Origin of the sequence: Pseudodonghicola flavimaris (assembly GCF_030164425.1) — a bacterium.
GTDB lineage: Bacteria > Pseudomonadota > Alphaproteobacteria > Rhodobacterales > Rhodobacteraceae > Pseudodonghicola > Pseudodonghicola flavimaris.
Window position 1 is genome coordinate 19,177 of the sequence record NZ_JASNJD010000019.1, and the last position, 14,215, is coordinate 33,391.

Annotated in this window: 13 protein-coding genes; 1 reads left to right on the forward strand and 12 read right to left on the reverse strand. The window is 66.6% G+C overall.

Annotation, left to right across the window (positions count from 1 at the left end; all coding sequences use genetic code 11):
- Nucleotides 1-5: 5 nt before the first annotated feature.
- From QO033_RS19450 to QO033_RS19465, 4 genes are read right to left on the reverse strand one after another with little or no spacing between them, the layout of a single operon-like run.
- A complete protein-coding gene (locus QO033_RS19450; protein WP_284482633.1) occupies nt 6-1,331 on the reverse strand; it encodes an aspartate aminotransferase family protein in 1,326 nt (441 codons plus the stop codon).
- Between the two features lie 4 nt (nt 1,332-1,335).
- On the reverse strand, nt 1,336-2,418 hold the full coding sequence (locus QO033_RS19455; RefSeq protein ID WP_284482634.1) for a phosphotransferase: 1,083 nt from the start codon (nt 2,416-2,418) through the stop codon (nt 1,336-1,338).
- On the reverse strand, nt 2,411-3,388 hold the full coding sequence (locus QO033_RS19460) for a 5-oxoprolinase subunit C family protein (RefSeq protein WP_284482635.1): 978 nt from the start codon (nt 3,386-3,388) through the stop codon (nt 2,411-2,413). Before QO033_RS19460 ends, QO033_RS19455 begins: the two co-directional genes overlap by 8 nt.
- On the reverse strand, nt 3,385-4,260 hold the full coding sequence (locus QO033_RS19465; RefSeq protein WP_284482636.1) for a 5-oxoprolinase subunit B family protein: 876 nt from the start codon (nt 4,258-4,260) through the stop codon (nt 3,385-3,387). Before QO033_RS19465 ends, QO033_RS19460 begins: the two co-directional genes overlap by 4 nt.
- Nucleotides 4,261-4,425: 165 nt before the next feature.
- On the opposite strand from QO033_RS19465, the gene QO033_RS19470 reads away from it, so the two are divergent.
- Nucleotides 4,426-5,088 carry a GntR family transcriptional regulator gene (locus tag QO033_RS19470; RefSeq protein ID WP_284482637.1) on the forward strand — a complete coding sequence of 221 codons (663 nt, stop codon included), beginning with the start codon at nt 4,426-4,428 and terminating at the stop codon, nt 5,086-5,088.
- Between the two features lie 50 nt (nt 5,089-5,138).
- On the opposite strand, the gene QO033_RS19475 is transcribed toward QO033_RS19470, so the two are convergent.
- The 8 genes from QO033_RS19475 to QO033_RS19510 form a co-directional block, all read right to left on the reverse strand.
- Nucleotides 5,139-5,975 (reverse strand): ABC transporter permease, encoded by an 837-nt coding sequence (locus QO033_RS19475; RefSeq protein WP_284482638.1) that lies wholly within the window; start codon nt 5,973-5,975, stop codon nt 5,139-5,141.
- 16 nt (nt 5,976-5,991) lie between these two features.
- Nucleotides 5,992-6,906, reverse strand: coding sequence for an ABC transporter permease (locus QO033_RS19480; RefSeq protein WP_284482639.1), 915 nt, complete (start codon nt 6,904-6,906; stop codon nt 5,992-5,994).
- A gap of 139 nt (nt 6,907-7,045) precedes the next feature.
- On the reverse strand, nt 7,046-8,257 hold the full coding sequence (locus tag QO033_RS19485) for an ABC transporter substrate-binding protein (RefSeq protein WP_284482640.1): 1,212 nt from the start codon (nt 8,255-8,257) through the stop codon (nt 7,046-7,048).
- Nucleotides 8,258-8,300: 43 nt separating this feature from the next.
- Nucleotides 8,301-9,386, reverse strand: coding sequence for an ABC transporter ATP-binding protein (locus QO033_RS19490; protein WP_284482641.1), 1,086 nt, complete (start codon nt 9,384-9,386; stop codon nt 8,301-8,303).
- Between the two features lie 28 nt (nt 9,387-9,414).
- Nucleotides 9,415-10,890, reverse strand: a complete 1,476-nt coding sequence (locus QO033_RS19495) for a TCP-1/cpn60 chaperonin family protein (RefSeq protein ID WP_284482642.1) — start codon at nt 10,888-10,890, stop codon at nt 9,415-9,417.
- Nucleotides 10,887-11,621 (reverse strand): 5-oxoprolinase subunit PxpA, encoded by a 735-nt coding sequence (gene pxpA, locus QO033_RS19500; RefSeq protein WP_284482643.1) that lies wholly within the window; start codon nt 11,619-11,621, stop codon nt 10,887-10,889. The genes QO033_RS19495 and pxpA overlap by 4 nt, the downstream gene beginning before the upstream one ends.
- A 300-nt stretch (nt 11,622-11,921) precedes the next feature.
- Complete coding sequence (locus tag QO033_RS19505) at nt 11,922-13,058, reverse strand: M20/M25/M40 family metallo-hydrolase (RefSeq protein ID WP_284482644.1); 1,137 nt, start codon at nt 13,056-13,058, stop codon at nt 11,922-11,924.
- Nucleotides 13,055-14,215, reverse strand: a complete 1,161-nt coding sequence (locus QO033_RS19510) for a M20 aminoacylase family protein (RefSeq protein WP_284482645.1) — start codon at nt 14,213-14,215, stop codon at nt 13,055-13,057. Before QO033_RS19510 ends, QO033_RS19505 begins: the two co-directional genes overlap by 4 nt.

The window sequence follows — 14,215 nt, forward strand, 5'->3', positions numbered from 1 at the left end:
TTGTCTCAGGAGAGGCGGGCAAGAACGCGGGAGAGCGCGGCGATGAAATGGTCGGCGTCGGACTTCTTGAACACCAGAGGCGGCCGGATCTTCAGCACGTTGGCGGCCTTGGCACAGCCGGAGATCAGCACGTTTTCGTCCCGCATGCCGTTGACGATGGCCGTTGCGGCGGCGGCATCGGGGGTCTTGGCCGCGGCATCGCTGACCATCTCCACGCCGATGAACAGGCCGGCGCCGCGCACATCCCCGATGGCGGGATAGCGGGTCTGCAGGTCGCGGAAGCCGTCGCGCAGGTAGTCACCCATGACGCGGGCGTTCTCGACCAGCCCTTCGTCCTCGATCACGTCGAGCACGGCGGTCGCCGCGGCGATGGCCACGGCATTGCCTCCGAAGGTGTTGAAATAACGCGCCTTGCGGCCGAATTCCTCGACCACCTCGGGGCGCACGGCGACGCCGGCGACGGGAAAGCCATTGCCCATCGGCTTGCCCATGGTGACCAGATCGGGGATCACCCCGTGACGTTGAAAGCCCCACATCGCATCGCCGGTGCGGCCGAAGCCCGATTGCACCTCATCCGCGATATAGAGCGCGCCGGCGGCCCGGGCCGCCTCGACTGCCGGTTTCAGGAACCCGGCGGGATCGCCAAAGACGCCATCGCTGGCGAAGATGCCGTCGCAGATGAACAGCGCGGGCTTGATCCCGTGGCGCTTCAGATCGGCGAAGGCGGCGGCGACGCTGGCGCCGAAGCTTTCGGCCAGCCCCTCGGTCACCCGATAGCTGTCGGGCGCCGGCACGGTACGCACATGGGCGCCGAGGTCGACATTCTCGCCCAGCGAGGGGGAGAACTCCGACACCGCCTGGGTGATGCCGTGATAGGCGGTCTCGGTCACCACGATGCCCTTGCCGCCGGTGAAGCTCTGGGCGATGCGCACCGCCAGATCGTTGGCGTCCGACCCGGTGCAGGTGAACATCATGTGGCCAAGGGCATCGGGCATCGTCGCCAGCAGTCGTTCGGCGTAATCGAGGATGGCGCCGTGCATATAGCGGGTGTTGGTGGCCAGGATGCCGGCCTGACGCGCGATCGCCTCGACCACCCGGGGGTGGCAGTGGCCGATCGAGGTGACGTTGTTATAGGCGTCGAGATAGCCGGTCCCCTCGGGATCGTAGAGCCAGACCCCCTCGCCTCGCACCAGATGCAGCGGGCGTTCATAGAACAGCCGGTAGGCCGGGCCGAGCAGATCCTTGCGGCGGGAGATCATCTCTCCGGTGGCCGGATCCAGATCGGCGCGGCCCTCGACAAAGGCATTCACCATGCCGGTATCGGTCGTCATCTTGTCACTCCAGTTCGCAGGCGCGCAGCAGCCGGTCGGTGACGGTGCTGGGATCGAGCGTGGCGAAACGCTGCATCGCCAGCCGCGCGGGGCCGTTGTTGCGCAGGATATAGGCGGCATTCTCGGGGTAGCGGCGGGCACGCCACCCGGTGATGGTGATTGAGGTCACCAGCCGCGCCACGATCAGATCGCGCAGCACGGCGATCTCTTCTGGCAGCAGCGGGGTGACCGCGTGATAGGCCCCGACCATCCGCGCCACCGAGGTGAGCGGATCGTCGTGATGGGCCAGGTAGGAGGCGGCGACAGCCACGTCGATGGCCAGCTGGGTATCGACCATATCGCCGAAATCCAGCACGCCGGAGATCTCGCCGGGGCGGTCGGGATCGACCACCAGATTGTGGTGGTTGAGATCGTTGTGCACCACCTGATGGCGCAGCTCTGTCAGGCGCGGCAGAACCCCGCTCTCATAGGCGTCGAGCTCGGTACGGACGGCCTGTTCCAGCGCGTCGCCGGCCAGCGCCGACAGCAGCGGCCGCAGCCGCGGCGCATTGCGGATATCCCAGAGGATCTCGTGCCGGGCGCCGGGGTGGGTGAAATCGTGCAGTGCGCGGCCCAGCCGGGCGAGGATGGCGCCGATCCGGCGTTCCATCTCCGGTCCGACGCCGACACGGTAGAGCGGCTCGCCCTCGACCCAGGTCAGCACCCGCACCACGCTGGTGCGCCCGTCCGGCAGGGCCAGCGTCACTTCGAACCGACCATCGCGGGCGGCGACCATCTTCGGCACCGGCAGGGTCGGATCGGTTCGCTCCAGCCAGCGCAGCGCCTCGGTCTGGAAATTGGTGTTTTCCGGCGATTCCTGCGGGTTGGAGATTTTCAGCGCGAAGGCGCGGCCATCCCCGGCGACCATGTGGAAATTCTGGTCGCGCTCGCAGGCGATTTCCTTGGCGCGGGCGGCGATGCCGTAGGTCTCGCGCAAAAAGGCCTCTGCCTCGGCCGCCTGGATGCGCGGTGGCTGGCTGGCCAGCAGCCCGGCCAGCAGCGGATCCCCGCTCAGCAGCAGATCGTCCCGGTTCATCGTTTCAGACACGCTCCAGCACCTCGGGCCGGGTCATCGCATCCAGATGCGCCCGCAGCCGGCCGGCTTCGTCCCGGTCGATCCGGCGGAAATTCAGCACCTCTCCCGGTCGGGCCTGTGCCAGTTTCCAGAAGGCGGCACTGGCCACGGTGAAGGGGTTGATGAAACCGCCGGTGCTGGGGGAATCATTGACCAGGATGATCGGCGTCTGCCCGGCCAGATTGACCGCGCCCATCGGATAGCCGTGGTCGATGATGTTTGACGGGTCCTGCCCGTGATCGGGATTCTTGTCGGTGGCACGGGCGGAGAAGGCGAACTCCGGTCCGGTCAGGCGCACGCCGGTGCGGCTGCTCTTGGCCTGGATCGCCCAGTCGGCGGAAAAGAAGGTCTCGACTGTTTCCGGCGTGAGCCAGTCGTCGTTGGGCCCGGCCAGCGCCTCAACCTGCCAGCGTTTGTCGGAGGATATCACCGGGCGGGCGGCTTCTGGTACCTGCGACAGGGTGACATCGGTGGTCGGGGTGCCCAGCGGTACGCTCTGGCCGGCGGTCAGCGCATGGCCGCCGACTCCGGCCTGATGGAACACCGCGCGCGATCCCAGAACCGGATCGGTGGCGATGCCGCCGGAGATCGCGATATAGGATCGCGCCCCGCGCATCGCCGGCCCCAGAGCCAGCGTCTGGCCGGCCCGGATGGGCAGGGTGGTCCACATCGGCACCGGTTCGCCGTCGATCTTCGGGCGCATGTCGGCACCGGTCACCGCGACCAGCGCGTCGGTCTCCAGCGTCAGGGTCGGGCCGGCGAACTGGCACTCCAGCGCCGCGGTATCGCGGTCGTTGCCGACCAGGATATTGGCCTGACGGAACGACCAGGCGTCGAACGGCCCCGACAGCGGGAACCCCTGTTCCAGAAACCCGATGCGGCCGGGCAGTTCCTGAACGCAGGTCTGCAGGCCGGGTTTGTCGGTGGTGAAGCTGCGGCTCATGCCTTGCCCTCCTGTGCCTGCGCCTGTTCCTTTGCCCAGTCGAGGTAGAGATCGACGGAGAAGATCTGATAGTCGATGATGTCGTGCCGGAAGCTTCCTTCGGCGACGCGGGCCTTGATGTCTTCGTACTCGTCCATTCCCACGGGCAGGAAACGAACCCGGTCGCCGGCGCGGAACAGGGCCAGGCTGTCCTGGAAGTCGGGCAGGCGCTGGGCGCCGTCATAGGTCGGCGCCGGGGTGTGGCCGATCAGCTGATAGCCGCCCGGGGTCGCGTCAGGATAGATGCAGGTCAGCGCGCCGCCGATGCCGATGGCGCCCTTGGGGGTGTCGGTGCGCGGCGGGTTGTATTTTGGCGCGATGATCCGTGCCTCCGGGCGCAGCGGCAGCAGCGAACAGAGCCCGGGCCAGAACCCCAGCGCGGCCACCCAGTATTCGGAGCTGGAATGGCGCCGCCGCAGCGCTGCGCGGTCGGGCAGGCCGTTCAACTGGCAGACCAGATCCGGATCCGGGGTCTTGTCGGGATAATCCTTGCGATAGGCCGCGATGCAGGCGGTGGTCTCGGGGTCATCGTAGAGGACGGGGATGGTGATCAGCCGGCTCGGCAGCGATCCGGTCACGCCGCGGCCCATCTCGGCATAGATGGTTTCGATCTCGTTGCAGAGATCCTCATAGGATATCCGGTCGGGATCGTAGTTGACCTGGAAGGAGGCGAGTTCCGGGATCAGATCCTCGATCGCCGCGATCCCGGCGGCCCGCACCGCCGCGACCAACCGGTGGACGATGAAGTTGATGGTGAAATCCATGCCATCGCCCAGTTCGATTTCGATGGCCCGGTCGCCCCCCGGATAAAAACGCAAAGCGTCATAGAGCATGTGGCTGATATCTCCCTTCGGTTGGGCAGGCGGGTCCGGCACGTGGTCTCGGCTCTGGACGTCGCCCGCAATTTCGTATATCATATATCAAATAGCGTCAACGAGATTTCTGTGTATTTTCCGGGCCGATACAGTATTCGGGAGATGCGCAACGGGAAGGATCACATGAAGAAGATCGAGCATCAGCCGCTGAGTGACCGTGCCTATCAGGCCATCCGCGAAGGTCTGCAGGAGGGGGTGTTTCAGCCGATGCAGCCCATGGTGATACGGACTCTGGCGGCGGAATACGGTATTTCGGCCACGCCGATCCGCGAGGCGCTGCAGCGGCTGGTGGCGGAACGTCTGCTGATCGTCTTGCCCAACCGCTCCATCGTGGTGCCGCGGATGACGCGGCAGCGTTTCCTTGAGCTGATGCCGATCCGCACCTCGCTTGAGGGGATGGCGGCGCGACTGGCCACGCCGCAGTTCTCCAAGGCCGAGCTCGATGCGCTGCGCAATCTGGTGCAGCGGGTGTCGGAGACCACCCGCACCTACGATGCCAAGACCTATCTGCTGCTGAACCGGGAATTCCACTTCGCGATCTATGAAAAGGCCGGCAACCCCGAGCTTTTGCAGATGATCAACGATCTCTGGCTCAAGGTCGGGCCGGTCTTCACCGGTCTGTTCGACGACAATTACTACCGGCAGCATGCCAACGACGAACACCAGAACATCCTGGCCGCGATCGAGAAGGGCGATGCCGAGGCGGCGGAGCATTTCATGCGCCAGGATATCGACATCGCCGCCAAGGCGCTGCTGCCGCTGATGCCCGAAGAGGCGGAGGCCTGAGCGGATCGCCGCGGGGGTCGGGGGCATCTGCATCTGCGGCCGTCTCCGCCTCAGGTCCGGTTCAGCCGGACGAACAGCAGCCAGAACACCGCGCTCAGCAGGGGCAGGGTGATCAGCAGGATGATCGACGACAGAGAGAAGATGATCGGCACCTGGCTTTGCTGCGCGGCGGCCTGAATCCAGTTCCAGACCGGCATGGTTTCATCGGTGCCGCGCAGGAAGATCGTCCGCATCACCTCGTTGAACGACATCAGGAAGCCGAACAGCCCGGCGCTGACGATGCCCGGCATCAGGATCGGGAATTCGATGTCGCGGAACACCTGCCAGTCCGAGGCGCCCAGATCGCGGCCGGCCTCGATTAGCGTCCGGTCGAAGCGCAGGGTCACCACCAGCACGATCAGCAGCGCATAGGGGAAGGCCCAGACGTAATGGCCGACCGCGATCGACCAGAACCCCAGGTCGAGCCCGAGCACCGAGCGGCCGAAGATGAACAGCGCCGCGCCCATCGACATCCCCGGCACGAAGAGCGGCAGCACGAACATCAGCAGCACCTGACCCGGGCGTTTCATCGTCGGCACCGCGCGGCCGATGATGGTCGCGGTCACCGCGCTGATCAGCCCGACGATCAGCCCGATCACCACGCTCGCCAGCATCGGCATGTGCCAGGCGTCGCTGGCGAAGAGCGCGCGATAGTGCTGCAGCGAGAACGGTCCCGGGATGCCGGAGAGCGGGTCGCGCGAAATCGACAGGAGCACCAGCCAGAGCAGCGGGAAATAGATCAGCGCCAGCATCAGGTAGCCGGCCCATTTGCCCAGGGCTTTCCAGGCGGGGCTGTAGCTGATCTCGCGCCGGGTGTGGGCGGCATGGGCTGCGGTTGCATCGGTCATGGCAGGTCCCTTTTTCTCAGCGCAGGGTCAGCCCGGCACCGCCGAAGCGGCGCAGGATCAGCATCAGAAGGCCCAGAAGCACCAGCAGCAGGCCGATGACGAAGGCGGAGAGCGCCGCCACCACCGGATAGCGCAGCGCGGTATAGGCGCTCTCGATCGAGGAGGAGAGCAGGTTGACGAAGCCACCACCCAGCATGCCGGGTTCGACCCAGGCGGCCAGTGCCGGCCCCAGCGTGAAGACGAAGCCTGCGACGACGCCGGGCAGCGACAGCGGCACGATCACCCGCCACAGCGTCTGCGCCGGGGTGGCGCCCAGATCGTTGCTGGCCTCCAGCAGATTGTCGTCGATTAGGGTGATCGCCATGTAGATCGGCAACACCATCGGTGGGAACAGCGCCGGGATCATGCCGAAATGCACCGAGAATTCGGAATAGAGCAGCCAGTCGACCGGCTGATCGGTCAGTCCGGTGGACAGCAGGATGGTGTTGATCAGCCCGCCCTGTCCCAGGATGGCCCGCCAGACGATGGTGCGCGACGACAGATCCAGGAAGAAGGGTATGGTCAGCAGCGCCAGCACGATGGCGCGGCCCAGGCTGCTGCGGCAGCCCTTGGCCAGCCACAGCGCGAAGGGAAAGCCCACCGCCAGCTCGATCAGCGTGACGGTCAGCGCCACCCGCAGCGTCCGCAACGTCACCTCGAACCGGCCGGAGGAGAACAGCCCGGTCCAGGTGTCGAGCGAGGGCGTGTAGACGGTCTGGAAATATTCGGTGGTGAAGAAGCTGAAGACGAAGAGGATGATCAGCGGCACGATCACCAGCACGAACCAGGCGGCGGAAATCCCCCAGAAGGCCAGCTTCGCCACCGGTGGGCGCAGCAGCGGGCGCCGGCGCGGTCTGACCGCGGGCGCGGCTCCGTCGATTTCGGTATTCATCGTCATCTTCTTACCTGTGTGATCGCAGCGCGTGAGCCGCGCGGCGGCAAACCGGAGACCGGGGCCCGCAACGCTCAGGATCGCGGGCCGCCGGCGGGGAGACCGGCCCGCCACATAGGGGCGAACCGGGAGAGAGGCATCAGGCGTTCAGGAACCGCTGCCACTGGTCTTCGATATCGGCCGAATTCTGCGGCGTCGTGGTCGAGACGAAGGGTTTGGAGAACTTCTTGGCGACCTTGGCCTCGGTGGCCTTCAGCGCGGCGACTTCCTCCGCGCTCCAGCCGTTTTCCTCGGCATAGGCAACGCCCAGATCCATGTTCGGGCCGGCGTAGCCGCGGTCGCGGGCCTGCAGCGCGCGGTATTCGCCGCCGAGGAAATAGTTCAGCACCTTGTAGATCGCGTCGACGTTGTCGCGCTCCATCGCCTGTTTGGCGACATAGGCGCCATGGCCCCACTTGAAGTAGCCTTCCTTGGTATAGGCATAGCGGGTCGCATCCGGGCCCAGCACCAGGTTGGCCTCGCGCACGGCGGGTTCCCAGCAGTTGATGACGTCGACTTCCTCGTTGGTCAGCAGCTGGATCTGCTCTTCGAAGGCGCCGTAGAGGGTGCGGAACTGGCCGGCCTTCTTGCGTTCGATCAGGAAGTCTGCGACCACCTTGGCCTCATCCCCGGTCATGTCGGCGACATTGCCGATTTCGGCCTTGCCGGTGGACTTCAGGTAGAGCGCGGCGCTGGGGAAGGAATAGGCCCAGCCCTGACCGAAGGCGACGCGGCCACGGGTGTTCTCGTCGTCGAACATCAGCGACCAGGACAGTTCTTCTTCGCTGTCGGGTGCCATGCCCAGCTTGGCCGGGAAATAGCCGAAGCTGTCGGCGTTGCCGATCACCGGCACGCCCCATTGGGTGCCCTTGGGGTCGGTCACCACGTCAGAGCGTTTCCAGTCGTCCGAGGTGCGATCCCACAGCGTCAGCTCCGGGTTGTCGGTCTCGATCTCGGCATAGAAGCCGCGCGGGCCCAGGATGTCCTCGGTGCCGCTTTCGAAGATGAAGAGATCGGTGCTTTCGCCGAGGTTCGAGGCCATGATGTCGCGCATGAAGACGCCGACGTCGTTCGAGGTGCCGGACAGCTCGCAGCGCACGCCGATGCTGGCTTCCATCGGGCTCCAGTCCTTCAGCGCTGCGGTGGGCACGCCATAGGCCTTGACCACCGGCATATCGGCGGCGCGGGCGGCACCGGGCAGCATTGCCGCGGCGCTTCCCAGCGCGGCGGTGCCGGCCAGGGCGCTCATGCTCTGCAGCAGGCTGCGCCGGGTCAGCTGGACCTGGTCCGTGGTTGAGAATTTGTCTTTCATGTCAGGCTCTCCTGTTGATTGATTGTCTTTATTCGGGGTCTTTTCAGGTTCCGTCGGCGGCGAAGATCACCGCGTCCTCGACCTTCCAGCCGAGCCGGTGCAGCGTTTCGGTCTCGCCCGGGGCGCCGTGCCAGCTGCGCAGCCGCAGCTGCCCGGCCGGGGTCTCCACCAGCATGTCGGTGTATTTGCCGCGATAGACCTTGCTGCTGAGCGTTCCGTCGAGCCCTTCGGCCCCGGCGGCCACCGCGCCGATCCGCTCCGCCCGCAGCGCCAGGTTCACCGCATCGCCGGTTTGCAGGGCGGCATTGGTCAGGGTGCCGCGCACCCGGGTGCCGCCGGCCAGTTCGACCAGCCCCAGCGTCGCGTCGCGCTCGATCAGCCGGCCCGGCAGGATGTTCTCATAGCCCATGAAATCGGCGGCGAAGCGGGTCTGCGGCCGGTCGAAGAGATCGAGCGGCCGACCGCTCTGTTCGATCTTGCCGTGCCGCATCAGCACTACGCGATCGCTCATCGTCAGCGCTTCTTCCTGCGAATGGGTGATGTAGACAAAGGTCATGTCCAGCTTGCGCTGCAGCTCCATCAGCTCCAGCTGCATGTCCTGGCGCAGCCGCTCGTCCAGCGCCCCTAGCGGTTCGTCCAGCAGCAGCACCAGCGGCCGGGTGACCACGGCCCGCGCCAGCGCCACCCGTTGGCGTTCGCCGCCCGACAGCTGGCGGATCGACCGGTCGGCCTTGGCCTCCAGCTGCACCATCGCCAGCGCCCGGCGCGCCTGGGCGGCGGCGTCGGTGGCGTTGACCTTGCGGATGCGCAGCCCGTAGGCGACGTTTTCCAGCACGCTCATATGCGGAAACAGGGCGTAGTTCTGAAACACGGTGGTACAGCGCCGCTTGGCCGCGGGGACATCGGTGACGTCCTCGCCGCCGATCCGCAGCCGCTTGACCGAATAGGGTGTTTCCAGCCCGGAGATCACCCGCAGCATCGTGGTCTTGCCAGAGCCGCTGGAGCCGAGGATGGTCAGAAACTCCCCCTTCTGGGCCGAGAGGGAGACATTGGAAAGCGCCGTGACCGTGCCGTATTTATGCACGACATCGGTCACCTCTAGCATGGGTTCGGTGGTCGGGTCCGTCATGGGTATTCCTTGGCCTTGATGGTGCGGGTCATCGCCGCAACACGGCGGTTTCAAGCGTCAGAAGATGCAGCGCCAGCGACAGGCTGGTGTCGAGCAGGCTGCGGGACAGCCGGGCGGGGTCGGCCAGCGGTGGCAGGCTGCGCGCCCAGTCCGCGTGACCATCGTCAAATCCGGCGTTGCGGCGCAGCACCCGCTCTGGCGCGCGCAGCGCTTCGGCCACCAGACGCCGGGCGGCACGGTCGGCGCCGGCGGGCGCATCGGCGGGGGCGCCGGCCTCCAGCAGGTCGGCCACGGCGGCCAGTCCGGCGCCGGCGCCGGCGATCTGGCCGCCGGTCCTGGCAGAGCGCAGCGCGCTGAGCGCACGGGCCATCCGGCCGCGCAGCCCGGGATCGCAGCGGTCGGGGCCGATCATCAGTTCGACCCACCGCCCGGACAGCCGGGCGTGGCGGCGTTCGGCATGTTCGCGGTCATAGGCCAGATAGCGATGCCGTGCGATCTCGCCCGCGATCTCGCGCAGGCGCCGGGCGACGGCGGCGCTGTCGCCGCCGGGCTCGGTCAGGGTGAAGCGGTGGCCGTTGCGCTTGAGTTGGGCGGCGCTGCCCAGCATCTCTGGCTGCAGCGTGTCGAGTGGTTGGCCGGTTTCCTCCGCCACCAGGGTGGCGCCGGTGGCCACTGCCAGATCGGCCAGGATCTCGGCGGCGCGCGGGCCCTTGTCGCGCGGGGTCAGCGCCGCGACCCGCAGCACACCCGCGGTGCGGTTGCGTTCCAGCAATTGCCGGGCGGCGCCCTCGATGCCGCGGGCCGCGATCACCAGGCTCTTGTTGCTCCGGGCAAAGCCGTCGATCACCGGCACCAGCCGCGCGAAATCCGAGATGATGTCGTTGGCGACGATCAGATGCACCCGCTCCATGTGATCCAGCATGCCGGAGAGCAGCGGCTCCATCTCGACGGTGAAGCCGGTGACCTGGTTCAGCGCCACGCCGGGTTCGTCGCGATCCGAGAGCTCGACATGACCCTCGGGGCCGGCGGCGTCCAGCGCCTGCCCCAGCAGGGCGGCGGCGTCGGTGGGCAGATCGGCGGCGGTGAGCAGCGCGCCGGTCTCCTCCGTCACCTGGGTTTCCTGCGCGAAATAGGCGTCGAGCTCGGGTTTCAGGGCGGTCACCGCACGGCTCAGATGGGTGGGGTGTTCTCCGGCGGCCAGCGACCGGGCGCCCTGGGTCAGGGCGGCGTCGAACATCACCGCCAGCCGGGCACTGCCATCCTGCAGATCCTGTTCGGCGCTGACCAGCGCCTCGCGCAGCAGGACCTCGGCCGGGGCCTCGCCGCAGAACCGGCGGGCGATCTCGGTGCCGGTTTCGGCCCGGCGTACCGCGGCCCCGGTGCTGTAGAGCACCGCACGCCCCTCCGGCCCCAGCGCCGCGGCAATGGCCCGCAGCGCCGGCGCCAGAGAGCGGATCACCCCCCGGCGCAGGTCTTCTCCGGCGATGGTCTCTGTCGCGCTCATGCGGTCTCCAGCATGCCTTCTGCCTTGAGCGTCTCGAACACTGCCTTGGCGACGGCAATCGAATTGGGGGTGTCGGAATGGACGCAGATACTCTCGGCCACGACGGGCACATCCTTGCCGTTGACGGAGCGGGTGACGCCGTCCTTCAGCGCCCGCAGCACCTTTTCGGTCACCGCCTCGGCGCTGATCGGCGGATGCTCGCGCGAGATGATCTGACGGCCGTCGTCGCCGTAATCGATGTCGACGTAGAATTCGCAGGAGAAGGGGATGCCGCGGCGGGTGAAGACCTCGGACATGCAGCAGTCGGAATAGGCGATCACCGGCAGGCCGAAGGTTTCGGCGGCATCGGCGATGGCCTCGGCCACCGGCATTTCGTTTTGGGCCATTCCGAACAGCGCGCCGTGGGGCTTGATATGCGACAGCTCCATGCCCTCGGCCCGGGCGAAGGCCTGCAGCGCGCCGGTCTGGTAGATCACCAGCGCGGCGACCTCTTCCCGCGTCATCTGCATGCGGCGCCGGCCGAAGCCTTCGCGGTCGGGCAGCCCGGGGTGCGAGCCGATGGCGATGCCCGCCGCCTTGGCCGCGCGCACGGTCTTCTGCATCACCACGGGGTCGGAGGCATGGAAGGCGCAGGCGATATTGGCGTGGGTCACATAGGGCATGCAGGCGGTGTCGTCACCGAAGGAATAGATGCCGAAGGATTCCCCCATATCGCAGTTGATGGTCACCATGTTACGCGCCCCTAAATTGATATATCATGTAGCGTATATCAATTGTGGGAGGGGGAGCTGTCAAGCCCGCTGTTCCCGGGAGGCCGGTGCAGAGGGGCGTTGCGCCCAATTTAAGGCCATTCGGGAGCGGGCGCAGGCTGTCTGGCCCGGCGCGTCCGCCGCACCGGCGGTTGTGCGGTGCGACTCATCGGCAAGCGGCGGGTCGAAACGGATCGGGGCGCCCGAAGGGGCGCCCCGTTGGTATATTGGTGGTCTGTGAGACAGTCGGCGGGCGCAGAGCCCGCACCAGTGGCGGACGGGTCAGGCCAGCGTCGACAGCAGCCCGGCCATCATCCGGGTGCGCGGTACGATCATGTCCTCGTCGATATGTTCGCCCAGCGTATGCAGCCCGGCGCCCTTCACCCCCAGCGAACAGAGGCTGGGAATGCCCATCGCGCCGGTGAAGTTGGCATCGGAGCCGCCGCCCTGGCTGCCATGCGGCATGGCATAGCCCAGTTCTTCGGAAATCGCCTTGGCCTTCTCGTACAGCGCCATGGTGCCGGGCATGTCGGGTTCCCAGACCGGGCGGGTGACGCCCCGGGTGACGGTGAATTTCACCCCGTTGCGCTCGCCCGAGAGCGCCAGCATCTTTTCGATCCCGGCGTCCAGATCTTCCTGCTTCTTGGCCATCGACAGGCATTCGCCGCTGGCGAAGGAGGGCACGCAGTTCACCCATTGGCCCGAAGCGATGTTATTGCAGGAGAAGGTGCAATCCTCCGTCGTCATCTCCTCGATCTCGATGATCCGCTTGGCCAGTTCGCGCACCGCCGAAATCCCGCCTTTGACATTGGCGCCGGCATGGCTGGGCTTGCCCTCGGCGGTCAGGTTGAACCGGGCGATGGCATAACGGCCGGTGGTCACCCCGTTGTCGGGATGCGACGGCTCGGGGCAGAGCACGTATTTGGCGCGCTTCGCCTCGGTCTCGATCAGCGTGCGGGTGGCGGGCGTGCCGATCTCCTCATCCGGGGTGAAGAGGGCGACGATCGGCAGCGGCGTCTCGATGCCGGCGTCCTGAATCGCGCGGATCGCCTCCAGCGTGATGAAGTTGCCGCCCTTCATGTCCTGGATACCGGGGCCATAGACCTTGCCGCCTTCGCGGCGGAACGGGTTCTTGGCCAGCGTCCCGACCGGATGCACCGTATCCATATGACCGGTGATCATGATCCCGGGCGTGCCCATCTTGGGATGCGGGAAATGCGCCCGCACCGATCCGCCCAGCCCCATGATGCCGGGGATGCGTTCGATGGTGGCGCCCAGCTCGGCGCATTTCATCGCCACCAGATCCATCATCCGGTCGCAGGCGGCGCCGTCCCAGGTGGGGCTTTCACATTCGATCCAGGGCTTCAGGCCCTCGACAATGGTATGGGTGTCGAAGGAGAGGTCTTTCCAGGTGGTCATGCTGCGGCTCCGCGGGCGTTGATCAGGTTGACATAGATGCTGGCGCCCACCGGCAGGATCGCATCGTCCAGCACATAGCCGGGGTTATGCGGGGCGATGGTGCCGGAATGGCCGACGGTACAATAGGCGCCGGGCACCACCCGCAGCATGTCGGCGAAGTCTTCCGAGCCCATCGCCAGTTCTTCGCGCAGGCCGGTGTGATCGCCGCCGACAACCGGGCCGGCGGCTTCCAGAACGGCTTCGGCCAGGGCGTCGTCGTTCACCAGGACGTCGAAGACATTGCGGATGTCGACGTCGATATCCACCTCGTAGCCCTGTGCCGCACCGGCGCAGAGCGTGCGGATCCGTTCCGAGATCAGCTCCCCCACTTCCGGGTCGAAAAACCGGATGGTGCCGCCGAATTCGGCCTCGTTCGGGATCACGTTATAGGCCGCACCGGAGTGCAGCTTGGTGACCGAGACCACCGCCGGCTTGGTCGGCGGCAGGTTGCGCGAGACGATGGACTGGATCTGCTGGACCAGCGTGGTGGCGATGATGATCGGATCGCGGCTGCCCTCGGGATGGGCGCCGTGGCTGCCCCGCCCGGTGATGCGCACGTCGAAGAAGTTCGACCCGGCCATCGCCGTGCCCTTCTTGATCCGCACCACGCCGGGGTCGTCCATGGTGGAATTGTGCATGCCGTAGATTTCGTCGCAGGGGAAACGGTCGAACAGACCGTCGGCCAGCATCGCGCGGGCGCCGCCCAGACCTTCCTCCGCCGGCTGGAAGATGAAGACGGCGGTGCCGGCGAAATCCGGATTCTCACTGAGATACCGCGCCGCGCCCAGCAGCATGGTGGTATGGCCGTCATGGCCGCAGGCATGCATCACCCCGGGCGTTTTCGACGACCAGGGCAGGTTGGTTTCCTCCTGGATCGGCAGCGCATCCATATCGGCGCGCAGGCCGATGGTCTTGCCGGGCTTGCTGCCCTTGAGCACGCCGACGACGCCGGTCTTGCCGATGCCGGTGGTGACCTCGATGCCCCAGCTCTTCAGTTTCTCGGCGACGATGCCGGAGGTCCGCACTTCTTCAAACCCGAGTTCGGGGTGTTCGTGCAGATCGCGACGGATCGCGGTGAGATCGTCGGCATAGGCCGCGATATCTTCAATGACCGGCAT